The 22,218-nt window shown below is 71.2% G+C and carries 21 protein-coding genes; 10 read left to right on the forward strand and 11 right to left on the reverse strand.

All coding sequences use genetic code 11. The annotated features are described in order from the left end of the window. Positions 1 to 179: 179 nt before the first annotated feature. Positions 180 to 866 (reverse strand): transcriptional repressor LexA, encoded by a 687-nt coding sequence (gene lexA, locus ACQEU6_RS41335; protein WP_499339155.1) that lies wholly within the window; start codon positions 864 to 866, stop codon positions 180 to 182. Between the two features lie 176 nt (positions 867 to 1,042). Between lexA and ACQEU6_RS41340 the strand changes: the two genes are divergently transcribed. The 3 genes from ACQEU6_RS41340 to ACQEU6_RS41350 all read left to right on the forward strand — a co-directional run bounded on the left by ACQEU6_RS41340 (position 1,043) and on the right by ACQEU6_RS41350 (position 5,419). Next, on the forward strand, positions 1,043 to 1,378 hold the full coding sequence (locus tag ACQEU6_RS41340) for a LysM peptidoglycan-binding domain-containing protein (protein WP_499339157.1): 336 nt from the start codon (positions 1,043 to 1,045) through the stop codon (positions 1,376 to 1,378). Positions 1,379 to 2,010: 632 nt separating this feature from the next. Further along, positions 2,011 to 2,484, forward strand: a complete 474-nt coding sequence (nrdR, locus tag ACQEU6_RS41345) for a transcriptional regulator NrdR (protein WP_141583086.1) — start codon at positions 2,011 to 2,013, stop codon at positions 2,482 to 2,484. Positions 2,485 to 2,602: 118 nt separating this feature from the next. Next, complete coding sequence (locus tag ACQEU6_RS41350) at positions 2,603 to 5,419, forward strand: vitamin B12-dependent ribonucleotide reductase (RefSeq protein WP_499339159.1); 2,817 nt, start codon at positions 2,603 to 2,605, stop codon at positions 5,417 to 5,419. Positions 5,420 to 5,574: 155 nt separating this feature from the next. Here the strand turns inward: ACQEU6_RS41350 and ACQEU6_RS41355 are convergent, their stop codons facing one another. Together ACQEU6_RS41355 and ACQEU6_RS41360 are read right to left on the reverse strand one after the other, a co-directional pair. After that, positions 5,575 to 6,273 (reverse strand): DoxX family protein, encoded by a 699-nt coding sequence (locus ACQEU6_RS41355; protein ID WP_499339160.1) that lies wholly within the window; start codon positions 6,271 to 6,273, stop codon positions 5,575 to 5,577. A gap of 98 nt (positions 6,274 to 6,371) precedes the next feature. Further along, positions 6,372 to 7,256 (reverse strand): serine hydrolase, encoded by an 885-nt coding sequence (locus tag ACQEU6_RS41360; protein WP_499339162.1) that lies wholly within the window; start codon positions 7,254 to 7,256, stop codon positions 6,372 to 6,374. Between the two features lie 129 nt (positions 7,257 to 7,385). Between ACQEU6_RS41360 and ACQEU6_RS41365 the strand changes: the two genes are divergently transcribed. The 3 genes from ACQEU6_RS41365 to ACQEU6_RS41375 all read left to right on the forward strand — a co-directional run bounded on the left by ACQEU6_RS41365 (position 7,386) and on the right by ACQEU6_RS41375 (position 10,715). Then, the gene (locus ACQEU6_RS41365) at positions 7,386 to 8,288 is read left to right on the forward strand and encodes a LysR family transcriptional regulator (protein WP_499339163.1); all 903 of its coding nucleotides are present in this window, start codon (positions 7,386 to 7,388) and stop codon (positions 8,286 to 8,288) included. 133 nt (positions 8,289 to 8,421) lie between these two features. After that, on the forward strand, positions 8,422 to 9,585 hold the full coding sequence (locus tag ACQEU6_RS41370; protein ID WP_499339165.1) for an alpha/beta hydrolase: 1,164 nt from the start codon (positions 8,422 to 8,424) through the stop codon (positions 9,583 to 9,585). A 95-nt stretch (positions 9,586 to 9,680) separates the two neighbouring features. Continuing rightward, positions 9,681 to 10,715 carry a hypothetical protein gene (locus tag ACQEU6_RS41375; RefSeq protein WP_499339166.1) on the forward strand — a complete coding sequence of 345 codons (1,035 nt, stop codon included), beginning with the start codon at positions 9,681 to 9,683 and terminating at the stop codon, positions 10,713 to 10,715. A 100-nt stretch (positions 10,716 to 10,815) separates the two neighbouring features. Here ACQEU6_RS41375 and ACQEU6_RS41380 read toward each other — a convergent pair whose 3' ends face one another. The 3 genes from ACQEU6_RS41380 to ACQEU6_RS41390 all read right to left on the reverse strand — a co-directional run bounded on the left by ACQEU6_RS41380 (position 10,816) and on the right by ACQEU6_RS41390 (position 12,904). Continuing rightward, positions 10,816 to 11,781 (reverse strand): pirin family protein, encoded by a 966-nt coding sequence (locus tag ACQEU6_RS41380; protein ID WP_499339167.1) that lies wholly within the window; start codon positions 11,779 to 11,781, stop codon positions 10,816 to 10,818. Between the two features lie 155 nt (positions 11,782 to 11,936). Beyond that, positions 11,937 to 12,497 (reverse strand): carboxymuconolactone decarboxylase family protein, encoded by a 561-nt coding sequence (locus ACQEU6_RS41385; protein WP_499339169.1) that lies wholly within the window; start codon positions 12,495 to 12,497, stop codon positions 11,937 to 11,939. A 71-nt stretch (positions 12,498 to 12,568) separates the two neighbouring features. After that, the gene (locus tag ACQEU6_RS41390) at positions 12,569 to 12,904 is read right to left on the reverse strand and encodes a winged helix-turn-helix transcriptional regulator (RefSeq protein WP_499339171.1); all 336 of its coding nucleotides are present in this window, start codon (positions 12,902 to 12,904) and stop codon (positions 12,569 to 12,571) included. A gap of 115 nt (positions 12,905 to 13,019) precedes the next feature. Between ACQEU6_RS41390 and lplAB the strand changes: the two genes are divergently transcribed. Further along, positions 13,020 to 14,069 (forward strand): lipoate-protein ligase LplAB, encoded by a 1,050-nt coding sequence (lplAB, locus tag ACQEU6_RS41395; protein ID WP_499339173.1) that lies wholly within the window; start codon positions 13,020 to 13,022, stop codon positions 14,067 to 14,069. A gap of 186 nt (positions 14,070 to 14,255) precedes the next feature. On the opposite strand, the gene ACQEU6_RS41400 is transcribed toward lplAB, so the two are convergent. Further along, entirely contained in the window at positions 14,256 to 15,677 is a 1,422-nt protein-coding gene (locus tag ACQEU6_RS41400; RefSeq protein ID WP_499339174.1) for an MFS transporter, read from the reverse strand. A 120-nt stretch (positions 15,678 to 15,797) separates the two neighbouring features. Here ACQEU6_RS41400 and ACQEU6_RS41405 point away from each other — a divergent pair, with 120 nt between their 5' ends. The 3 genes from ACQEU6_RS41405 to ACQEU6_RS41415 all read left to right on the forward strand — a co-directional run bounded on the left by ACQEU6_RS41405 (position 15,798) and on the right by ACQEU6_RS41415 (position 18,827). Beyond that, positions 15,798 to 16,433, forward strand: a complete 636-nt coding sequence (locus tag ACQEU6_RS41405; protein WP_499339175.1) for a TetR/AcrR family transcriptional regulator — start codon at positions 15,798 to 15,800, stop codon at positions 16,431 to 16,433. Positions 16,434 to 16,551: 118 nt separating this feature from the next. Next, positions 16,552 to 18,069: a TerD family protein gene (locus ACQEU6_RS41410; protein WP_499339176.1), complete on the forward strand. Its 1,518-nt coding sequence runs from the start codon at positions 16,552 to 16,554 to the stop codon at positions 18,067 to 18,069. Between the two features lie 95 nt (positions 18,070 to 18,164). Then, a complete protein-coding gene (locus ACQEU6_RS41415) occupies positions 18,165 to 18,827 on the forward strand; it encodes a nitroreductase family protein (RefSeq protein ID WP_499339177.1) in 663 nt (220 codons plus the stop codon). Between the two features lie 16 nt (positions 18,828 to 18,843). Here the strand turns inward: ACQEU6_RS41415 and ACQEU6_RS41420 are convergent, their stop codons facing one another. The 4 genes from ACQEU6_RS41420 to ACQEU6_RS41435 all read right to left on the reverse strand — a co-directional run bounded on the left by ACQEU6_RS41420 (position 18,844) and on the right by ACQEU6_RS41435 (position 22,182). Continuing rightward, the gene (locus ACQEU6_RS41420) at positions 18,844 to 19,476 is read right to left on the reverse strand and encodes an HhH-GDP family DNA glycosylase (protein WP_499339178.1); all 633 of its coding nucleotides are present in this window, start codon (positions 19,474 to 19,476) and stop codon (positions 18,844 to 18,846) included. 77 nt (positions 19,477 to 19,553) lie between these two features. After that, a complete protein-coding gene (rnhB, locus tag ACQEU6_RS41425; protein WP_499340519.1) occupies positions 19,554 to 20,303 on the reverse strand; it encodes a ribonuclease HII in 750 nt (249 codons plus the stop codon). Between the two features lie 107 nt (positions 20,304 to 20,410). Then, on the reverse strand, positions 20,411 to 21,016 hold the full coding sequence (locus ACQEU6_RS41430) for a response regulator (RefSeq protein WP_499339179.1): 606 nt from the start codon (positions 21,014 to 21,016) through the stop codon (positions 20,411 to 20,413). 5 nt (positions 21,017 to 21,021) lie between these two features. Next, a complete protein-coding gene (locus tag ACQEU6_RS41435) occupies positions 21,022 to 22,182 on the reverse strand; it encodes a sensor histidine kinase (RefSeq protein WP_499339180.1) in 1,161 nt (386 codons plus the stop codon). Positions 22,183 to 22,218: the final 36 nt, after the last annotated feature.

The raw sequence follows: 22,218 nt of genomic DNA on the forward strand, positions 1-22,218 counted from the left end.
GAGGCGGCGTGCGTTGCTTTGGCGGGTGCGGAGTGAGGTGCGTGGCGCGCGGTGGCGGTGTGCGCGCCTGTCGCGCGCTCGTGGCGGGCGCGGGTGGCATGCATGGACTACGGGCTTGTGGTGTTTTGGGTGTGCGTTCAGCGGCCGCCGGGGTTCTCCGGCGGCCGCTGGAGGCGGCGTCACATCTTGCGGAGGACTGCCACTACGCGGCCGAGCACCGATGCCTCGTCGCCGGGGATCGGCTCGTAGGCGGGGTTCTGGGGCATCAGCCAGATGTGGCCGTCGTCGCGGCGCTTGAACGTCTTGACCGTGGCCTCGCCGTCGATCATGGCGGCCACGATGTCGCCCTGCTCGGCCACCGGCTGCTGCCGCACGACCACCCAGTCACCGTCCGCGATCGCGGCGTCGATCATCGAGTCGCCGGTGACCTTCAGCAGGAAGTGGGTGCCCTCGCCGACGAGCTGCTTCGGCAGCGTGAAGACGTCCTCGACGGCCTCCTCGGCGAGGATCGGGCCACCGGCGGCGATGCGGCCGACGAGCGGCACGTAGGCGGGCGCGGGCTGCCCCGAGGCCGGCTCGTAGGCCTCCTCGTGCGCGCGCACCGGCGTCGTGCCCGGGACCCGCACCTCGACCGCGCGCGGCCGGTTGGGGTCGCGCCGCAGGAAGCCCTTGCGCTGGAGCGCCCGGAGCTGGTGCGACACGCTGGAAGTGCTGGTCAGGCCCACGGCCTCGCCGATCTCGCGCATCGAAGGCGGGTAGCCGCGGCGCTGGACCGAGTCACGGATCACCTCCAGCACCATGCGCTGTCGCTGGGTCAGGCCCGTCTCGTCCATCGGCCCGTCGGGCAGCTCCCGGACCTTGCTCATCGCTCGTCGCCTCCCGGGCGCCTCGATCCGTCACTCCTTGTCATGGAACGCTATCGCGTCCAGGCCCGATGATCAAACAATTGTTCGAAGATGTGCTCGCTTTTTCCGCGCGGCCCCTGGTAGAACATCGTACAGACGTTCGATCGAAAATGCATTCGAAGTCGAGGAGGGGAGAGATGCCGGGTTCACCCCACAGTGACCGTCCCCCGATCCGCCTGACCCGCCGGGGCCGCGTCGTCCTGGTCGCCTTCGCCGCGACTGTGACGCTCGTACTGCTCTGGCTCACCGTGGGGCCGGGCGCCTTCGCCGTTGCCCGGCAGGGCCACGGCGCCCCGTCCCGTCCCGCCGAAACGGTCGTCGTCGAGCCCGGCGAGACCCTCTGGGGCATCGCCTCCGCCGCCGATCCCGGCGGTGACCCGCGCGTCGCGGTGCAGCGCATCATCGATCTCAACGGCCTGGCCGGCGATCCCACCGTCCATCCCGGCCAGGAACTCCTGCTTCCGGCGAGCTGACCGCCGCGCCCGGTTTCGTCGCGTTCGGTTACGGCGGGTGCCGCAGGTTCGGAGATCTGATTCCCCTGCTGCGGAGGTGGCGGGGCCGTCCCCTCCGGTGATGGCCGGCCGTGTTGGACGACCCTTACGTCAGTCGCAGTCGAGTGAGCATTGGGGTCGGCGTTGCTCTGGCGTGGTCACCGTGGTGGCGGCTGGCGGCTGGCGGCTGGCGGCTGGCGGCTGGCGGCTGGCGGCGATGCGCAGGTCTGCCTTCGGTGCGGGCGTGTGGGGGCGCGTGGTGGCTCGCGAGCGGCGAGCCGGGGTTGCGGTGAACGGTGGGTGGAGATCGGCGGGCTGCGGGCTGCTCGCGGGGGAGGGGTGGGGGTGTCTTGGCGGGAGTTTGGGCTGATGAGGGTCACTGGGAGGGGCCCTCCGGAGGCGCTGGGTGACGACACGCCCGGAGGGAAGATCGAGGTGTCGGAGATGACCTGCGCGGACGTGGCGGATGTGACGCGAGGGGCTGCGGACGAGGTTGCGAAGGCGTCCGGCGGGCCGTACGGTTGACCACAACATCTAGTAGTCACATCGATGTAGTTCCCTATATGTGGCGCTATCATCGGTGTAACTCGTTTACGTCAGGGGAGGGATTGAACGTGCACTGTCCGTTCTGTCGCAACCCCGACACCAAAGTGATCGACAGCCGTTCGACCGATGACGGGGGCGCCATTCGGCGTCGCCGGTCGTGCTCGGAATGCGGCAAGCGATTCACGACGCAGGAGAATGTGCTCGTGATGGTGGCCAAGCGCAGCGGGGTCACCGAGCCGTTCTCCCGGGAAAAGATCATCGCCGGTGTGCGCAGGGCCTGCCAGGGCCGTCCGGTCGACGAGGATGCGCTCGCGAAGCTGGGGCAGCGGGTCGAAGAGGCGATCAGGTCGTCCGGGTCCGCGGAAATCCCCTCGCACGAGATCGGCCTCGCGATCCTGGGGCCGCTCGGCGAACTCGACGAGGTCGCCTATCTGCGATTCGCCTCGGTCTACCGGAGCTTCGAGTCGCTGGACGACTTCGCCAAGGAGATCGAAGCACTGCGGAAGGCCGGTTCCTCGGGGGAGCCCGGCCCGTCCCGGTAGGGACGGTTCCGGAAACACATCAGTACAAGTAAAGACGTCTCCGCGCGGGCATGGCCCGTGCGGCGGCGTGGTTGTTCCTGGACAGGGCCCGGCGGGAGGGTCCGAGAGGGGGAAGGTCATGACGGAGACGGTGAGCGGCTCGGCGGCGCGGCGCGGCAAGGGGGGCCGCAAGGGGCTGAAGGTCGAGCGCATCTTCACCACGCCCGGCGTGCATCCGTACGACGAGATGCGCTGGGAGCGTCGTGACGTCGTCATGACCAACTGGCGCGACGGCTCGGTGAACTTCGAGCAGCGCGGCGTCGAGTTCCCCGACTTCTGGTCGCTGAACGCGGTCAACATCGTCACGTCGAAGTACTTCCGCGGGGCGGTCGGCACGCCGCAGCGGGAATGGAGCCTGAAGCAGCTCGTCGACCGTGTCGTCCGGATGTATGTGGACACGGGCCTCAAGGAGGGCTACTTCGCCTCCGAGGAGGACGCCGAGATCTTCGACCACGAGCTGAAGTACGCGCTGGTCCACCAGCTGTTCAGCTTCAACTCCCCCGTCTGGTTCAACGTCGGCACCAAGTCCCCGCAGCAGGTCTCGGCGTGCTTCATCCTGTCCGTGGACGACACGATGGAGTCGATCCTGGAGTGGTACAAGGAAGAGGGAGTGATCTTCAAGGGCGGCTCCGGCGCCGGCCTGAACCTCTCCCGCATCCGCTCCAGCCGGGAACTGCTGTCCTCGGGCGGGACGGCCAGCGGCCCGGTGTCGTTCATGCGCGGCGCCGACGCGTCCGCCGGGACGATCAAGTCGGGCGGCGCGACCCGCCGCGCCGCCAAGATGGTCGTGCTGGACGTCGACCACCCCGACATCGGGGAGTTCATCGAGACCAAGGCGCGCGAGGAGGACAAGATCCGCGCGCTGCGGGACGCCGGGTTCGACATGGACCTCGGCGGCAAGGACATCGGCAGTGTCCAGTACCAGAACGCCAACAACTCCGTCCGCGTGTCGGACGAGTTCATGCACGCGGTCGAGTCGGACGGCCAGTTCGCGCTGCGCGCCCGCATGACGGGCGACGTCGTCGAGACGATCAAGGCCAAGGAGCTGTTCCGGCTCATGGCCAAGGCGGCGTGGGAGTGCGCCGACCCCGGCATCCAGTACGACGACACGATCAACGACTGGCACACCAACCCCGAGACCGGGCGGATCACCGCGTCCAACCCCTGCTCGGAGTACATGAGCCTGGACAACTCGTCCTGCAACCTCGCGAGCATCAACCTGCTGAAGTTCCTCACCCCCGAGGACGCGTTCGACGTCGCGAGGTTCGTCAAGCTCACCGAGCTGGTCATCACGGCGATGGACATCTCCATCACGTTCGCCGACTTCCCGACGGAGAAGATCGCGCAGACGACCCGCGACTACCGGCAGCTCGGCATCGGCTACGCCAACCTGGGCGCGCTGCTGATGGCGACCGGGCACGCCTACGACTCCGAGGGCGGACGGTCCCTCGCGGCGGCGATCACATCGCTGATGACGGGCGTCGCCTACCGCCGCTCGGCCGAGATCGCGGGCGTCGTCGGCCCGTACGCGGGCTACGCCCGCAACGCCGAGGGCCACAAGCGCGTCATGCGCAAGCACGCCGCCGCCAACGACGACGTCCGCACGCTCGACGCGATGGACAAGGCGATCCACGCCGCCGCCGCCAAGCAGTGGGCGGACTGCCTGAAGGCCGGCGAGAAGAACGGCTACCGCAACGCGCAGGCCAGCCTGCTCGCCCCCACCGGGACGATCGGCCTGATGATGGACTGCGACACCACCGGCATCGAGCCGGACCTCGCGCTGATGAAGTTCAAGAAGCTCGTCGGCGGCGGGTCCATGCAGATCGTCAACCACACGGTGCCGCGCTCGCTGAAGAACCTCGGCTACCAGCAGGAGCAGATCGAGGCGATCGTCGAGTACATCTCCGAGCACGGCCACGTCGTGGACGCGCCCGGCCTGCGCCCCGAGCACTACGAGGTGTTCGACTGCGCGATGGGCGAGCGGGCGATCAGCCCGATGGGGCACGTCCGGATGATGGCGGCCGTCCAGCCGTTCCTGTCCGGCGCGATCTCCAAGACCGTCAACATGCCGGAGCAGGCCAGCATCGAGGACATCGAGAAGGTGTACTTCGAGGGCTGGCGGCTCGGCCTGAAGGCCCTGGCGATCTACCGCGACAACTGCAAGGTCGGCCAGCCGCTGTCCGCCGCGGGCAAGAAGGAGGAGCCGAAGGCGGCGGCGCCCGCGGAGACGGCGCCGCGTCCCGTCCGCAGGCGGCTGCCGAAGCAGCGGCCCGCGACCGTGACCCGCTTCTCCGTGGCGGGCGCCGAGGGGTACATGACCGCCTCGTCCTACCCGGACGACGGCGTCGGCGAGGTCTTCCTCAAGCTCGGCAAGCAGGGCTCCACGCTCGCCGGCGTGATGGACGCCTTCTCCATGGCGATCTCCATCAGCCTCCAGTACGGCGTCCCGCTGGAGACGTGGGTGGAGAAGTTCACCAACATGCGGTTCGAGCCGGCGGGCATGACCGACGACCCGGACATCCGCATGGCGACCTCGGTGATGGACTACATCTTCCGCCGCCTGGCGCTGGACCACCTCCCGTACGAGGAGCGCGCCGGCCTCGGCATCTTCACCGCCGGGGAGCGCGCGATGCAGGCCAACGGCGAGGACCCCGCCGCACTTCACGTCGAGGAGGAGGTCGACCCCGAGTCCCTGGCGCAGTCCGCCGAGATCGCCCGGCCGGCGGCGCCCGCCCCGGCCGCGGGCGGCGAGGCGCACTCGTCCATGGAGGTCATCGAGAGCCGCCAGGGCCGCACGGCCGACGCGCCGCTCTGCCTCACCTGCGGTACGAAGATGCGCCCGGCGGGCAGCTGCTACGTCTGCGAGGGCTGCGGCTCCACCAGCGGCTGCAGCTGATCCCGGGCACGTCGCACCGGGTGCGGCCACCGTCCTGATCAGTCGGGCCCTGCGGTCGGGGAGGGGATCCGGAAGATCCGGGTCCCCTCCCCGACCGTGGTCCGGGGGACGGCGGGGCCGCGGCTCGGCTTCGGCGGGTCCCCTCTTCGCCCGCCTCAGGACGACGGCGGCTCGGTGTCGTCGGTGGGGCGCCTGGTCGGCTGGGTGGTCGAGGCGCGGCGGCGCTGGGACGGCTTGCGGCGCCCGGCCACGAGCACGTCGTCGGGGTCGTCGGCGGGCTTGTCCGATTTCTCGGACGGCTCCGGCACGGGGATCGCGGGGGGTTTGGGGGAGCGGCGCGGCTTCTTCGCGGGCTTCAGTTCGGCCTGGCGCAGCGACTCCACGAAGCTCGCCGCGTCCTCCTCGTCCTTGTCGCCCTGTTCGGGGCGATGCAGGCGCTTCGCGACGACCCACTGGTCGATGGTCAGCCGGCCGCCGCCGCCCGCCGCGAACAGCAGGCCGGCCGCGGCGAGCACGACGACCAGTTCGTAGCCGTTCTGCACGGTCTCGCCGTCCACCATGAACAGGCCCTGGTCCGCGTGGACGAAGACGAACGCGCCCGCCATGTCGATGAACAGAAGGACGCCGGTGATCGGCAGTCCGAGCCCGACGATCAGCGCCGCCCCGCCGAGGAGTTCGACGAACGCGGAGTAGACGGCCGCGGCGGTCGGCAGCGGCACGCCGAGGGCGTCGAACGAGCGGCCGGTCGCGGTGACCCCCGCCTCGATCTTCTGCCAGCCGTGCGCCATGAAGACGATGCCCACGCCCAGCCGCGCCAGGACGGCGACGACGTCGTACAGCGGACGAGTACGCATGCCGGCGGCTCCTTCGGCGCGGGGGGACGGGCCCTGGTTGACGGAGAGTATGACGGCCCCGGGGCGGGTCTCGCGAACATCGCAGGTGAACGGGCCGTTCAGGTTTCGATGGAGGCGCGGGTGAGGGCCGCGGCGACGGTTTTGCAGGCGTGCTCGACGGCCGCGACGCCGTCCCGCAGGGTGGCGCTGCGTTCGGAGAGGGCGGCGAGCAGGAAGGTGCGGCCCGCGGCGCGGACGATTCCGATGCTGTTGACCGTCCAGGCGCCGCCGTGCCGTTCGCGCGGGAGCCAGCCGTTCTTCAGTTCGGCGCCGGTTCCGAGAGCGCCGACTCCCCACGCCTGCTCCGGCGTCACGGTTCCCATCAGCCGGCGAACGTAGCGGCGGTCCGCGGGACCGAGCGGGCCGTCTTCGGATGTGAGGGCGGCCAGCAGCCGGATCTGGTCGGCGGCGCTCGTCGTCGTCGAACCCCAGGAGCCGCCGGAGCCGGGTTCGGTGTCGCGCAGTCCCAGTTCCCTGTTGGCGGAGGCGAGGCCGTCCGCGCCGCCGATGATCCGCCACAGGCCGCTCGCCGCGTCGTTGTCGCTGACCTTGATCGCACGTTCGGCCAGGACCTTCTCGGCGGAGGTGAGCGCGCGTCGCTCGTGCCGCGCCTGGAGAAGCAGCGCGATGACGATGTCGACCTTGACGATGCTGGCCGTCGCCGTGCGCAGGCTTTCACCGTAGGAGTACGAGAGGCCGGTGGACACCTCGCGCGCCGATATCGACAGATCGCCGCGTCGGCCGTCCAGGTACCGGCGGAGCGCGCGGGTGAGGTCCTCGCGCTGGGAACGGGTGAACACGGGCGTCGGTTGCCCCCTCGGGGCCGGGGTGGTCGCGGTCATCCTAGGGACGGCGGGGGGTTCGTAGACGAACGACGCGGAACCGGCCACGAGCAGCGCGATCGCGGCGAGCGTCGCGCCGGCGAGAAGCACGGCCCGTCTCATCGACGCCGTCCTGCGGCGGAATCCATGATCGGGAGTGTGGTGAGCCGCCTGTTGCCTCTGCGTTAGCACCGCCTGTCATGCGGCGATAGGTGCAGCACATGACCCGCTCTGCGATGAGAGCATGAGCACATGATGGGTTCTCGCCAGCTGGAGTACTTCCGAGCGGTGGCGCGCGAGCTGCACTTCACGCGTGCGGCGGAGACGTTGCAGATCGCGCAGCCCGCGCTGTCCCAGCAGATCCGCAAGCTGGAGCGGCAACTCGGCATCACGCTGTTCGAGCGCAACAACCACCGGGTCGAGCTGACCCCGGCGGGGGCGGCCCTCCTGGATCACGCGGAGCGGATCCTGGCCGACATCGCGGCGGTCGAGGACGAGATGCGCGGCTGGTCGGCGGGGACGCGGGGCCGGATCCGGCTCGGCGGGGCCCGCGGTCTGACGGCCCGGCTCGCGCGCCTGCTGGCGGAGTTCGCCGCGGAGTTCCCCGCGGTCGACGTGGAACTGCGGGAGATGAACACCGAGGAGATGGTCGCGGGCCTCGGCGGGGGACGCCTCGACGCGGCGACCGTCGTCCGGATGCCGCCGCAGGAGGAGGGACGGCGGCTGGAGTCCCTCCCGCTCGGCGAGGAGCCGCTCGTCCTCATCACGTCGGTGTCGGCGCCGCTCGCGGGCACGTACCGGGTGCCCGTCGCCGCGCTGGACGGCGCCGACCTGGTCTGCTGCTCGCCGGGCTCGGTGATCCGCGAGATCGTCCTTTCCGCCCTGGCGGCCGCCGGCGCGACGGCGCGCATCCGCTTCGAGACGCGGGAGTACAGCACGGCCAGGGCCATGGCGAGCGTGGGACTGGCCGCGGCGGTCGTCCCCCGCTCGGTGGCCGAGGAGCCGGGCCGGCCGGTGAGCATCGTCCGCCTTGAGCCCGAACCGACCTGGGCGCCGTCCCTCGCCTGGCCGGCCGGACGCCGTCCGAGCCCCGCGCTGGCCGCGTTCATCGACTTCGCCGCGCGCCGTCCGGACCTCGCCTCGATCGGACCGTGACCGCCACGTCGTGCGGCGGATGATAAGCCAGAGATATGAACTCTAGCCTCATCAGGTCTTGGACATCTCGCCGGTGCCGGCAGGAGCATGGAGGCGTCCCACAGAGCGTGGACTGCTGACCGAGGAGCACGAGATGGACCGCGGCGAGCGCGGGCGGCGCGAGTACGAGGGGCTGATGGGGCGCGAGCCCGAAGAGGCGCTCGGTGAGGTGCTCCGGACGTCCCCGCAGATGTTCGAAGCCGTCGTGGAGGGCGCTTTCGGCGGGGCGCTGGCCCGGCCCGAACTGAGCCGCCGGGCGCGCGAGCTCGCCTCCGTCGCCATCATCGCGGCCCTGGGAGGCGCCGAACGCCGCCTCGCGAGCCATGTGCGGGGAGCGTTGCGGCAGGGGGTCGAGCCGTCCGAGCTTCTGGCGCTCTGCGAGCACATCTCGGTCTATGCCGGCTTCCCCCGCGCCCTGGACGCGCTGGCCGTCGTCAACGGCATCCTCGCGGAGCAGGGGATTCCGGAGCCGCCGCGGATGCACCGCGTCGCCCTTCCCGACCACGAGACCGTCGTCGCGCAGAGAGGCGACCGCGGACCGGCTGTGATCCTTTCGCATTCCCTGGGCGTGGACTGGCGCATGTGGGAGCCCGTCATGGAGCGGCTGGCGAACGGCCGGCGGGTCTTCGCCTACGACTTCCGCGGCCACGGCGCCGCCGCCGGCGCGCCCCGGCCGTTCACCATGGACGACCTCGCCGCTGACCTGCTCGGCGTCCTCGACGCGTTCGACGTGGGACGGGCGCACGTCGTCGGCCTGTCGATGGGCGGCGGCATCGCCCAGACCGCCGCCGTCCGCGCGCCCGAACGCGTCGCCTCGCTCGCCCTGCTCGCCACCACCGACCACGCCTTCGACGCCTTCGAGGCCCGTGCCCGCTCCGGCGAGGCCGACGGCATGGAGGCGCAGGTCGTCCCCACCCTGACGCGCTGGTTCACGCCCGACGCACTCGCCGCCGACCCGTGGGGCGTCCGGTACGCGCGGGAGCGCATCCGGCGCTTCGACTCCGCCGGCTGGGCCGCGGCCTGGCGGGCTTTCCAGGGCGTGGACGTCCAAGGCCGGCTCGCCGGGAAGGACTTCCCGACCCTGGTGCTCGCGGGCGAGTCGGACGCCTCGACCACCCCGGAGATCATGTCCGGCATCGCCGAGCGCATCCCGGGCTCGACTTACCGGGAGCTTCCCGGCACGCCGCACATGCAGACGCTCGAACGTCCCGACCTCGTCGCCGAGGCCCTCGACGAGTTCCTGCCGGCCGACCGGTAGAACCGGCGCGATATCCACCGCGCGGGTGAGGCGGACTCCCCGCGCGGGGGAACCGGCGCCCGCCCGGCGGACGCCAGTCTTCGATCATGACGGAGATGTCCGAAGCATTCGGGACGAAATGGACGGCGGCGCGACGGCTCGGCGGTTACGGAGCCGCCGCGTCGCTGTCGCTGTATCTGGTGGTCAAGGTCGTATGGATAGCGGCCGCGATGCTCGGTCACGTTCCGGCGCATTTCGGCGGCGCGGACTGGATCGTGCTCAACGCGGTGACGGTCGACATGTCCGCGACCGGGATCGCGCTGGGGCTCGTCTTGGCTCGGGGCACGCGATGGCGGATTCCAGCCGTGCCCCTGGTCTTCTTCACGTGGATGGGCAGCGGCTTCCTGATACCCCTGCTGCCCTACATCTTGGTCAGCGCCGTCCTGGGCTCCGGTGAGAAGGACACCGGCGGCGACGCCGCACCGTCCTGGGAGACGACCTTCATCGGCATCGGATTCACCGGCATGGCCATCGGCCTCGCCATCGCGCTCCCCATCTACATGCGGGAACGCTGGCCGGCCGCCTTCCTGGGACGTCTTCCCGACCGCAGAAGAACCGCCGTCGGACGCGCACGCACCGCCGCCCTCCTGACCGCCGCGCCGATCGCCTTCTGGACGCTCTGGTCGGCAGGCGCAGGCCTCGGCCTCGCACACCGCGACCTCGTCGACCTGAACAGCCGTCTCCTCCTGGGCGACTCGGCACTCTGGGCGCTCCTCGGCGCACTGAGCGTCCTGGCCGTCAGCTCCGCCCGTCCGAACATGCCCGCCTGGCCGCCGATGGCACTCGGCTTCACCGCGTCCGGCTCCCTCTTCGCCTGGGGTGCCTGGAAACTCGCGGTAGCGCTCCTGCGCCCAGGCGGCTACACCCCCGCAGAACACCCAGCCGCCGCTGTGGCCCTCAACGCCCTCGCCGCCGCAGCCGGGCTCCTCATGCTGAACACCCTCGTATCCACCCTCCGCACCCACCCACACCCCAGTCGCTCTGAACACCCGGAGCCGACCCCAGAGGCAGCACCCGACCAACCTGGCGAGGGCTTCCCGCGCCAGGGACGCCGAAGTCAGGAGCGCGCCCCGGCCAAGAAACTGAGGTGAGGCCGCTCCGCCGGGGGAGTCTGCGAGGTTCGCGCCAGTGAGAAGAGCCATGAGTGCGCCAACCGGGTCGGGCCGGCCACCACCGGGGGCGGGACGCTGTTCAGCGAGTCCGGCCCCTTGGCTTCAGTGGTGTCGCCGGCATGGCGGGTGCCGGGATGGGGGAGCCGTCGTAGCCGCGCACGGCACCGAAGCGGTCGCCTCCCATCCAGTCCTCACGGGCGCGGGCGATTTCTTCTCCCGTCCGGGCGACGAAGTTCCACCACATGACGAGCTTCTCCTCGAACGGTTCGCCGCCCAGCAGCACGAGCCCGCTCGCGCTGTCGGCCGTCAGCGGCAGTTCGCGGCGGCCCGATCCCAGGTACAGCATCGAGCCGGGGTCCACCCGCATGCCGTCGACCTCCGTGACGCCGGACATCGTGAGCACGGCGTACTCGAAGTCCGGTTCCACCGGCAGGCGCACGTCGGCACCGCCCGCCAACGCGATGTCCGCCCCGACGATGGGCGTGAAGACCGTGCCGGGCGACGCGGTCCCGTCCAGCTCCCCGAGGATCACGGTGGCGCTGAACCCCGGGCCGTCGACGACGGGCAGGTCGGCGTGATGCTCGAACGCGGGATCCGTGTTCCGGTCCGAATCGGGCAGTGCCACCCAGAGTTGGGCCCCGTGCAGGACGGGACCGTGTCCGCGCGGCGATTCCTCCGAATGCGCGATGGCCCGCCCCGACGTCATCAGCCCGAGTTCCTTCGGCCGGACGGTCTGCAGACTGCCCAGGCTGTCGCGATGGAGCACCTCGCCGCCGTGCAGCCAGCTCACCGTCTGCAGGCCGATGTGCGGATGCGGAGGCACCTGCATGCCCGGCTCGTCGGTGATGTCGTCCGGCCCGTAATGGTCGACGAAGCACCAGGCGCCGACCATCCGCCGCCCCATGCTGGGCAGCAACCTCCGGACCACCGTGCTCTCACCGAGCGGCACCCGCCGGGGAGGCAGCAGCTCATGAACCGGCCCTCCCGGGACACTCTCCCGCCCCCCGCACTCGACCGGCTTCGGCTTGACGTCGAGATTGCTCACCCAGACCGCCCTCCCTGCGACGCCGCCATTCAACAATGCCCCCGCCCACCTTGCCGAACCAACCCCACCACCAGAGCCACAAGACCACACCGGCGCGCAGCCCAGGGGTGGTGCGGCCGTGTCAGGGGCGGGCCAGGCGCCGTGGTGAGTGGGGATCACGGGGATGTTGAGGTGGGGAAGGAAGGGGCCCAGGGCTCGTTGTCGAGTTCCAGTGTGTTGATGAGTTGGCTGATGGTGCGGTACCAGCCGGCGAGCACCACGATTTCGAGTAGTTGCGGGTCGTCGTAGTGCTCGGTGAGGGCGCTCCAGGTTCGGCGGGATATGCGAGCCGCGTCATGGAGTTCGTCGGCCGCGTTCATCAGGAGGCGGTCCTTCGGTGACCAGGGGGTGCTGTCGCCGGACACGGTCGCCTGGAGTTGTTCGTGGTCGAGCCCGGCGCTCTCACCGAACGTCGCGGCGTGGACGCCCCACTCGTACTCGCAGCCGGTGCGGGCGCAGGTCCGGTCGATGATGATCTCGCGGTCCCGGGCGGGCAGGCGGCCGTGGGCGAGGAGTCCGGCGCCGAGCACGCGCATGCGGGACGCCAGTTCGGGGTTGCGGTGCAGGGTGCGGAACAGCACCAGCGGGTCATGCGCGACGCCGGGCGGCATCCACTTGGCCAGGGCAGCGGCGATCTCGGGAGTGTACGGGGGGGCGAGCGGCGGTACGCGTGGCACGGCGGCCTCCGAAGTGCTTCGATTTTCGAAGCAGTCTGATGCTTCGAAAATCGAAACGCAAGGGGGCCGTGTCAGCCGGGGCCTTCGTCGAGTACCGCGGCCCATCGGTCGGACCACCGCGACAGCGGGCGGAGCGCCTCGCGGGCGTCGCGGCCGAGGCCCGTCAGGGCGTACAGGTTCTCGGGCGTCTGGTGGACGAGGCCCGCGTCGATCAGTTCGAGGAGCCGCTGCCGCAGGACGCTGGAGGACATGTCGTCGCAGCGCTGCTGGAGGGTGCGGAAGCCGAGGGGCGCGTCCTGCAGCTCCCAGACGATGCGCAGTGTCCAGCGGCGGCCGAAGAGGTCCAGCGCCGCCATGAGCGGGCGGCCCCCGGACGAGCCGCGCACCGGCCTTCCCGGTTTCGGCATGCCCCCTCCTGTGGTCCGGTTTCCGGAACAGTAGCCGCAGCGGTCGCCTCCCGCCGCACCATGGTCCCGCACGCGGCGGAATCCAGCGCGAGGCCGCGGGGTTCAGATTGACGTGATGCACGGTGAGTACAAGGTCCCCGGCGGCAAGCTGGTCGTCGCGGACGTCGACGTCGTGGACGGCGTGCTGCGCGGCCCGCGGATCAGCGGCGACTTCTTCCTGGAGCCGGACGACGCCCTCGAAACGATCAACGCGGCCCTGGACGGGCTGCCGGCGGGGCTCGACGCGCGGGCGATCGGGGCCCGCGTGCAGGCGAGCCTTCCGCGGGACACGGTGATGCTCGGCATCACCGCCGAGGCGGTGGGGATCGCGGTGCGGCGGGCCGTCGCGCGCGCGTCCGACTGGCGCGAGCACGACTGGCGCCTCATTCATGAACCGCCGCAGGACCCTGCGCTGCACATGGCCCTCGACCAGGTGCTCGCCGAGGAGGTCGGCGCGGGACGCCGCCCGCCGACGCTGCGGGTGTGGGAGTGGGCGTCGCCGGCGGTGGTCATCGGCAGCTTCCAGTCGCTGCGCAACGAGGTCGACGCCGCGGAGGCCGAACGCCACGGCGTGGAGGTGGTCCGCAGGATCAGCGGCGGCGGCGCGATGTTCATCGAGCCGGGCAACACCATCACCTACTCCCTCTACGCGCCGGAGAGCCTGGTGGCCGGGATGTCCTTCGCCGAGAGCTACGCCTTCCTCGACGACTGGGTGCTGGGCGCGCTGGGCGAACTCGGGATCAGGGCCTGGTACCGGCCGCTGAACGACATCACCTCCGACCACGGCAAGATCGCCGGGGCCGCGCAGAAGCGGCTCGCCGCCGGCGCCGTGCTGCATCACGTGACGATGGCCTACGACATCGACGCCGACAAGATGCTGGAGGTGCTCCGCATCGGGCGGGAGAAGATCTCCGACAAGGGCATCGCCAGCGCGGTCAAGCGCGTGGACCCGCTCCGCCGCCAGACCGGCCTCTCCCGTGAAGAGATCATCGACCGCATGATCGCCCATTTCCGCGGCCGCTACGGCCTCTCCGACGACCGCGTGACCGAGGACGAGCGACGTCTCGCCGACAAGTACGCGACCAACAAGTTCACCACCCCCGCCTGGACCGCCCGAGTCCCCTGACACCACGACGCGCTCCCCCCCAGGCACCGAGCGGATCGCCTCCCGGTCCGGCCGCACCCGATGAGTACCCCCGACCCCGCATCGCGGTGTCGCCAGCTGGGGCCAACCCCTCGATGCCCACATCTTGATCGGCCCCATGGACGGCCACCTCCTGTACTGCGCGGATGCGCGATCGGGTGGGTGGGGTTACGCGGTTCGGGTGTGGTGGCAGGGGGTGGGTGCTGGGATGGGGGGCTGTTCGCGCGGGGCGGTTCGTTCGGGGCGCGTTATGAGGCGCCAGGCCGCCAGGGCCGCGGCGGTGTAGGCGGCTCCGATCAGGGAGAACGCGATGATCGCGCTGGTCGTCCAGTCGGTGGACGCGCCGAGGATGGCGCCGACGACCGCGATGCCGATGAGCGTGCCGATCTGGCGGCCCGTGTTGAGGACGGAACCGGCGACGTTGCCGTTACCGGGGCCTGCGGCGTCGACCATGACCGCCGTCATGGCGGGAGAGGTGATGCCGCCCGCGATGCCGGTCGCCGCCAGGGCCGCGGCGGTCGTCCAGTAGGGGCCGGACGAGGTGAGCGCGGTCAGCGCGAACGAGGACGCGGCCGCCAGGAGCAGGGAGGCGGTCAGCAGGGGGCCGGTCCGGGCGCGGGCCGACAGGTGCGCGAAGGCCAGGTTGCTCAGCGGGAGGAAGACGGTCATCGGGAGGACCATCAGGCCGGCCCGGAGCGGGCCTGCGCCCGTGCCGTGCTGGAAGTACAGGCCGACCAGGAACAGCGTTCCGAAGAACGCGGCGTTGAACAGGAAGCCCACGGTGTTGGCGCCGGTGAAGCGCGGGCCGCGGAACAGCGCCCACGGCATCACGGTGGTGCGGGCGCGGCGTTCCCGCACGAGAAGGAGTGCGGTGGTGCCCAGCGTCACGGCGAGCGCGGTGAGGAGGGGGATCGAGGTCCAGCCGCGGTGCGGCCCCTCGATGAGGGCGAAACTCAGGGCGCCGAGGCCGGCGGCCAGGGCGGCGTGGCCGGGGAGGGCGAGCGAAGCGGGTCGGCCGGGGACGGGGGCGATGTGGCGGCGGGCCAGCGCCATGCCCGCGATCGCGATCGGCACGTTGAGCAGGAAGATGCTGCGCCAGCCGAGCGTGCCCACCAGAACGCCGCCGATCGTCGGGCCGAGCGCGATGGAGGACGACACGATCGCCGACCACAGGCCGAGCACGCGCGTGCGGCGCCGCGGGTCGGGGAACGCCTCGACCAGCAGCGCCAGCGAGCTCGGCATGAACAGCGCGGCGCCCGCGCCCTGGACGAGGCGGGCCGCGATGAGGACCTCGATCGCGGGGGCCAGCGCGGCGGCCAGCGAGGCGGCGAGGAACACCGCCATGCCCCACAGGTAGACCCGCCGGGCCCCGAGCCGCCCGGCGAGCCCGCCCGCCAGCATCAGCAGGGCCGCGAACGTCAGCACGTAGCTGTCGACGGCCCAGGTGAGCCGGCTGAGCGGGGCGTGCAGGCGCTCCTGGACGGTCGCCCCGGCGATCTGCATGACCGTGGCGTCCACGCTCGCCATCACGAAACCCGCGGCGAGCGCGGTGATCTTCATGGCGGGGGAGCCCCCGCGCCCGGATGCCATGATCAGTCCCTTCGTCAAACGGACCGATGCCGTCCGCTTCGAGGGAAGTTAGCGCAACCGGACGCGAGCTGTCCACTTGAATCGGACCGGAACCGTCCGCTTGCGGCTAGGATCCGGTTCATGAGCGGTACCAGGAGCGCCGTGGACCGGTTGCTGGACGACGGTTCGGGCCGCCGCCCGCGGGCCGACGCCCGGCGCAACGTGGAGCGTCTCGTCGCGGCGGCGCGCGAGGCGGCCGGCGAGATCGGCGGCGACGTCACCGCCCATGAGATCGCTCGCCGCGCCGGGGTGGGCGTCGGAACGTTCTACCGGCGCGTCAGCACGCTGGAGACGCTCCTGGAAGCGGTTCTCGCGGAGGTGCTCGGCGAGATCGTGGCCAAGGGCGACGAGGGGCTGGCCGATCCCGACCCCTGGGAGGGCTTCTGCGACTTCGCGGCGTCCTACACGCGGCTGCGCAACGAACTCTGCGACATCAACTACGCGCTGGGCGGCGGCATCGACCACGCGCGCGCGGAACTGCGCGAGCGCATCCGCCTGCTCGTGGAGCGCGCCCAGGGCGCCGGCGCCATGCGCGCGGACATCACCTGGCAGGACGTCGCCTTCCTGCTGATGTCCGTCTCCACCGGCGACCACACGGTGGGTCTGCAGGCGGGCGACCAGCAGTGGGACCGCAATCTGCGAATCGTCCTGGACGGCCTGCGCACGCCAGAGCCCGCCCCACTTCCAGGGGTGCCGCCCACCGACTCCTCCGGTTGAGGGCACGCGAGCGAAACGGAACTCCCGAAGGTCGCCGAGCGTCCTCCCTCATGGCATGTCGCGGGGCCGGGCGGCTGCCCGTAGGTTGGTCACAGTCGGTCGATGACGAGGAGCGTTCATGTCGATGCAGAAGGGCGCCAACACGGCGGTTCCGGTTCCTTCGGTGCGGGTCGAGCTCGGCTGGCAGGGCGGCCCCGGCGTGCCCGACGCGGACGCCTCGGCGCTCCTGGTGGCGGAGACCGGCCGGGTCCGGTCGGATGACGACTTCGTCTTCTACAACCAGCCCGTGCACGGTTCGGGCGCGGTCAGGCACGAGGGCAAGCAGCAGGGGCCGACCGTGCTCGATGTCCTGTCGGTCGACCTGAACCGGGTCGAGCCCGCCGTCGACAAGATAGTCATCGCCGCGTCCTCTGACGGTGGAAAGTTCTCACAGTTCAAGGGACTGTACGTGCGCGTGGTGGACGCCGCTGCCGGGACGGAGGTCGCCCGGTTCGAAAGCCAGGGCGCCACCACCGAGACGGCGTTCGTGCTCGGCGAGCTCTACCGCAGGCAGGGCGTGTGGAAGTTCCGTGCGATCGGCCAGGGCTACGACTCCGGGCTCGCCGGGCTGGCCACCGATTTCGGTATCAGCGTCGACGACCCCGGCCAGACGCCGCCGCCCGCGCCTCCGCAGCAGCAGACCCCGCCTGCGCCCCCGCAGGCTCCGCCCGCGCCGCAGGAGCAGTACGCGCCCCCCGGCGGCCAGTACGTGCCTCCGCCGCCCCCGGGCGGCCAGTACGCGCCCCCGCCGCCTCCTGGGGGGCAGTACACGCCGCCGCCCGGCCAGTACGCCCCGCCTCCTGGTCAGTATCCGCCTCCTCCCGGGCAGTACGCGCCTCCGCCGCCCCCTGGCCAGTACCAGCCGCCGGCGGACCAGTACGCCCCGCCTGCCGGCGGGTACACACCGCCGCCCGCCCAGCACACGCCCCCGCCTCCTGCCGGGGCCGCGCCGCCGCAACAGCAGGGCGGCAAGATCTCCCTGACGAAGAACGCGCCGTCGGTGTCGCTCACCAAGCACGGGGCGACGGGCGGCCACATGCGCGTCAACCTCAACTGGACCGCGCGCGAGGGCGCCGCCAAGGGGCTCCTCGGCAAGCGCCGCCGCGGCGTCGACCTCGACCTGGACCTGTGCTGCCTGTGGGAGCTGAAGGACGGCCGGAAGGGCATCATCCACGCTCTCGGCGACATGGGCGCGCTGGAGCGCCCGCCGTTCATCAAGCTCGACAAGGACGACCGCACCGGCGCGATCGAGACGGGGGAGAACCTCCACATCAACCTCGACCACACGGCGGACTTCAAGCGGATCCTGGTGTTCGCGGAGATCTACGACGGCGCGGACGACTTCCGGGGGATGGACGCGGTCGCCACGCTCTTCCCGGTGGGCGCGCCGCCGATCGAGATGCACATGAACGACTGCATGGACGCCTCACGTGACGCGGTCCTGGCGCTCATCGAGAACGTGAACGGGGAACTGGTCGTCCGCCGTGAGGGCCGGTACGTCCTGCCGCCGCCCGGCCGTCCGCGCTGGGGCAAGATGACGGTCGACCAGGCGTACGGCTGGAATCTGGAGTGGGTCGCCTCGCGCGGTAAGGACTGAGCACCCCGCGACGCGCGGAGTGCCGGAACGGGCCCGGAACGTTGGCTGATCCTGCCGATTGTCCCGGGCCCGTGGCCGACGGTAGGAACGGTCACATGAGCACCCAGCCGCGGTATCCCGTCGTGCCTGCGCCCCGTTTCGACGTCTCGCCCGAGCAGTCCGTCGAGCGCGTCCAGGCGTTCGCCGACACGATGACGCTGCGCCGCACCGTCAGGGACTTCTCCGACCGTCCGGTGCCGCGCGAGGTCATCGAGCACGCGATCCGGGCCGCGGCGACGGCGCCCAGTGGGGCCAACCTGCAGCCATGGCGTTTCGTGGTGGTGACCGACCCGGAGCGCAAGAGGCTTCTCAGGGACGCCGCCGAGCGGGAAGAGCGGGAGTTCTACGAACGGCGCGCCTCGCAGGAGTGGCTGGACGCGCTGGCTCCGCTGGGCACTGATTGGCGCAAGCCGTTCCTTGAGGACGCCTCGGCGGTCATCATCGTCTTCGAAGTGCACAAGGGCCCTGAGACGCCGCGGCCGTACTACGTGAAGGAGTCCGTGGGCATCGCCGTGGGGTTCCTGCTGGCCGGGCTCCACCAGGCCGGATTGGCGACCCTCACGCACACCCCGAGTCCCATGCGCTTCTTGAACGAGGTGTGCGACCGCCCGCAGGAAGAACGCGCGTACGTCGTGATTCCCGTCGGCTACCCCGCGCCCGACGCGATGGTCCCCGACATCACACGCAAGCAGGTGGACGAGGTCGCCGTCTGGATGTGACGCTTGCGCGTCCGGCTCACGCGGCTTTCAGGTGCTCGGCGAGCTTCTTGTCCCGGGCCACCCTGACAAGCGCCGCGGTGAGCCGGGCCAGGTCCTTGTCCGGCACCTGCGAGGCGAGTCGGTTCGCGTCGCTGGGCAGGCCGAGCCGCTCGGCGCCCTTCTTCACTTGGCCGTCCACGTAGGGGCGGAGCCACGGCCAGATGGACTGCGCCTCGCGGCAGAAGATGTCCACTCCGGTGGGGCCGATGCCGGGGAACTCCTGCAGCAGCTCCGCCGCCTTCTTGGGGTCGCGCCCGGCTTCGATGGCGAGCCGCCTCAGATCGCCCTTGTACCTGTCTTCGACGAGCTCCGCCATGTCGCCCAGGCGGGACGCGGTGCTCTCGTCGTAGCGGACGTAGTGGCCCCGGCCGAGCGCGTCCACGCGTTCCTGCCAGGTGAGCCTCGCCATGCCGCGTGCCGTGCCGCCCCCCGCCTCGAACAGCTCGCGGGCGGCGGCGAGGGCGATGCCCGAGGAGATGCGGGCGCTCAGCAGGTTCGCCAGGACGAGGAGCTTGAACAGTGGGGCGGGCTGGTCCTTCAGGGTTATGCCCGCGTCTTCGGCGAACGTCCCGCCGGACTCTCGCAGCAGCTTCTTGACGACGGCATCCATGGCATCCACCTCCCCTGTCTGCCGCTCTACCCGAGCCATCGGGGATGACTCATGCGCGGGAGGGGCTCACCAAAGGGTCACAGCAGGCTGAGCTGTCCTTCGCCGGCGAGCGGATCGCGGTGCTTCTTCATGTGCCGCCAGCGTGGAAGGTCGTCCAGGTACGACCACGACAGCCTGTGATGCCGCGTAGGCCCGTGCTCCTCCAAGGCCTTCTGATGGACAGGTGAGGGGTAACCGGCACTGTCGGCGAACCCGTAGCCGGGGAACTCCTCGTCCAGATCCGCCATCAGCCGGTCCCTGTGGACCTTCGCCAAGACCGACGCGGACGCGACGGTGACCGACCTCTGGTCGGCCTTGACCTCGCACCGGACGCGCCAGGGTCGGCTGAGGAAATCATGCTTGCCGTCAAGGATGACCACATCGGGCTGGACGGGCAGCGACTCCAACGCGCGGACGGCGGCACGCCTCAACGCGGCGGTCATGCCCAGCTCGTCGATCTCCTCTGGACTGGACGAGCCTATGGCGTGCCCGTCCAGCCAATCGGGGAGGATTTCTGCGAACGCCTCGCGATGCGCATGCGTGAGGAGCTTGGAGTCGGTCAGCGCGACCGTCTTCTTCCCCCGCCCAGGCAGGGACGGCGGCGGGCTCAGGTCCGTCACCGCCGCGCACACTACGACGGGGCCCGCCCAAGCGCCGCGCCCGACTTCGTCCACTCCCGCGATCACGACCGGGCGGCCGGTGCCGGACGGCGCGGCCCGCAACTCCTCCTCGATCTCGTAGCCCGCGGCGCGCGCCACGCTCGGGGCGGTGGCGGGAGAGGGGACCAGGCCGGGGAGGGCGCCGGTGGGGTCGGTCAAGGGGTCTCCTTAGAGCGGGAACGGCCTGCGCCACCGATCGTAGGGGCGCGCCGTCCCGCGTGCCCGGAGGCGGCGGTTCACAGCCAGCCGTTGTGGCGCGCGGTCCCCACCGCCTCGATGCGGTTGCGCGCACCCGTCTTGCCGATGGCTGCGGAAAGGTAGTTGCGGACGGTGCTCTCCGACAGATGCAGGCGCCCGGCGATGTCGGTGATGGGAGACCCGTCTGCCGCAGCGCCCAGCACGTCCCGTTCCCGTTCGGTCAGGGGGTTCGGGCCCATCGTAAGGGCGGCGGTGGCCAGTGCGGGGTCGACGACCTGCTCACCGGCCAGGACACGGCGCAGGGCGGTGACCAGGTCCTCGATGGGGCCGTCCTTGACCAGGAACCCGCTGGCGCCCGCCTCCATGGCGCGGCGCAGGTAGCCGGGGCGCCCGAACGTGGTGACGATCAGGATCTTGCAAGCGGGCAGCTCCCGGCGCAGGTCGGCGGCCACGTCCAGACCACTGCGGCTGGGCATCTCGATGTCGAGCACGGCGACGTCCGGGGACGTCCGGATCGCCTCGGGCAGGACCTGCGCGCCGTCGCCGACCTGGGCGACGACCTCGACGTCCTCCTCCAGGCCGAGCAGCAGCGCGAGCGCCCCGCGCATCATGCCCTGGTCCTCGGCGAGCAGAACTCTGATCACGGGGCTCATCGTCCACCGGCGTCCATGGCCGCCGTGACGGGGACGGTGACGGTGAGCAGGAAGCCGCCGTCCGGAGCGGGGCCCGCCTGGACGGTGCCGGCGACCACCTCCATCCGCTCGGAAAGGCCGCGCAGGCCGTAGCCGCCGGAACCGACGGAACCGACAGAACCGCCGTGCCCGCCCCCGGCCCCGTCGTCCTTCACCTCCAGGACGGCGCCGTCCTCGCCACTGCGGACGGTGATCTCGCAACGTCCGGCGCCGCTGTGCCGGATGACGTTGGTGACCCCCTCACGCACCGCCCAGCCGAGCAGGGCGTCCGGCCGGGGCGCCAGAGGCGGGCCCGTGCGCCGGACGGCGACGTCCACGCCGCTGTCGGCCAGCGCCATCCTGGCGGCGTCCAGCTCGTCGGTCAGCCCGCGACCGCGGTAACCGCTGACCGCCTGGCGGACCTCTTGCAGGGCCTTGCGTCCGACGGTCTCGATGTCGGCGGCCTGCTCGGCGGCCACCGCGGGATCGCGTTCGGCGACGCGCCGGACGGCCTGCGCCTTGACCACCATCAGCGAGAGCGTGTGGCCGAGCAGGTCGTGCAGGTCGCGGGAGAACCGGAGCCGCTCACGGGCCACGGCGGCCTCGGCGAGTTCCTCCCGGGCGTCGCGCAGCAGCCCGATCGCGGTGAACAACCTCAGGATGACCGCCGTCACGATCCCCGCGGTCACGGTCCCGTACCAGTTGGCGGCGAGGGCACCGCCGTCCTCGCCGCCCAGCAGGCCCGCCAGGACGCTCAGCGACGAGACGCCGCCGACGCCGATGAGCATGGGCAGCTCCGGTCTTCCCGACCTGGCGGGGACGTGTCCCACGACGACGCCGGCGGCGAGACCGAGGAGCGGGAACAGCGTGTACCACCGTCCCTGGAAGGCCAGTGCGGCCGCGGACGTGACACCCGCCTGGACGACCAGCAGCACGATCGGCGACCGCATCGGGCAGCGCCCGTCGAACGCGGTGCGAACGACGGCGAAATGCAGGAAGGCGAAGACGGCGAGTGCGGGTATCGCGAGCCACAGCGGATGGGTCCGGCCCTTGACCATGTCCCAGATCGGCCACACAAGGATGACGAGCCAGAACACGAATGCCTGACCACCTGGGCCATTACGGTCCAGCAGCTCCATGTCCAGAGCCGGTGCACGCCGGGTCGGGGCGCCTTT

This window comes from Spirillospora sp. CA-108201, from assembly GCF_050936235.1.
Classification (GTDB): Bacteria; Actinomycetota; Actinomycetes; order Streptosporangiales; family Streptosporangiaceae; genus Spirillospora.

Excerpts from the sequence above, each read along its gene's own strand:
- lexA (WP_499339155.1), bottom strand. The coding sequence starts at position 866 with ATGAGCAAGGTCCGGGAGCTGCCCGACGGGCCGATGGACGAGACGGGC.
- ACQEU6_RS41340 (WP_499339157.1), top strand. The coding sequence starts at position 1,043 with ATGCCGGGTTCACCCCACAGTGACCGTCCCCCGATCCGCCTGACCCGC.
- ACQEU6_RS41350 (WP_499339159.1), top strand. The coding sequence starts at position 2,603 with ATGACGGAGACGGTGAGCGGCTCGGCGGCGCGGCGCGGCAAGGGGGGC.
- ACQEU6_RS41355 (WP_499339160.1), bottom strand. The coding sequence starts at position 6,273 with ATGCGTACTCGTCCGCTGTACGACGTCGTCGCCGTCCTGGCGCGGCTG.
- ACQEU6_RS41360 (WP_499339162.1), bottom strand. The coding sequence starts at position 7,256 with ATGAGACGGGCCGTGCTTCTCGCCGGCGCGACGCTCGCCGCGATCGCG.
- ACQEU6_RS41365 (WP_499339163.1), top strand. The coding sequence starts at position 7,386 with ATGATGGGTTCTCGCCAGCTGGAGTACTTCCGAGCGGTGGCGCGCGAG.
- ACQEU6_RS41370 (WP_499339165.1), top strand. The coding sequence starts at position 8,422 with ATGGACCGCGGCGAGCGCGGGCGGCGCGAGTACGAGGGGCTGATGGGG.
- ACQEU6_RS41375 (WP_499339166.1), top strand. The coding sequence starts at position 9,681 with ATGTCCGAAGCATTCGGGACGAAATGGACGGCGGCGCGACGGCTCGGC.
- ACQEU6_RS41390 (WP_499339171.1), bottom strand. The coding sequence starts at position 12,904 with ATGCCGAAACCGGGAAGGCCGGTGCGCGGCTCGTCCGGGGGCCGCCCG.
- lplAB (WP_499339173.1), top strand. The coding sequence starts at position 13,020 with ATGCACGGTGAGTACAAGGTCCCCGGCGGCAAGCTGGTCGTCGCGGAC.
- ACQEU6_RS41400 (WP_499339174.1), bottom strand. The coding sequence starts at position 15,677 with ATGGCATCCGGGCGCGGGGGCTCCCCCGCCATGAAGATCACCGCGCTC.
- ACQEU6_RS41405 (WP_499339175.1), top strand. The coding sequence starts at position 15,798 with ATGAGCGGTACCAGGAGCGCCGTGGACCGGTTGCTGGACGACGGTTCG.
- ACQEU6_RS41410 (WP_499339176.1), top strand. The coding sequence starts at position 16,552 with ATGTCGATGCAGAAGGGCGCCAACACGGCGGTTCCGGTTCCTTCGGTG.
- ACQEU6_RS41415 (WP_499339177.1), top strand. The coding sequence starts at position 18,165 with ATGAGCACCCAGCCGCGGTATCCCGTCGTGCCTGCGCCCCGTTTCGAC.
- ACQEU6_RS41420 (WP_499339178.1), bottom strand. The coding sequence starts at position 19,476 with ATGGATGCCGTCGTCAAGAAGCTGCTGCGAGAGTCCGGCGGGACGTTC.
- ACQEU6_RS41435 (WP_499339180.1), bottom strand. The coding sequence starts at position 22,182 with ATGGAGCTGCTGGACCGTAATGGCCCAGGTGGTCAGGCATTCGTGTTC.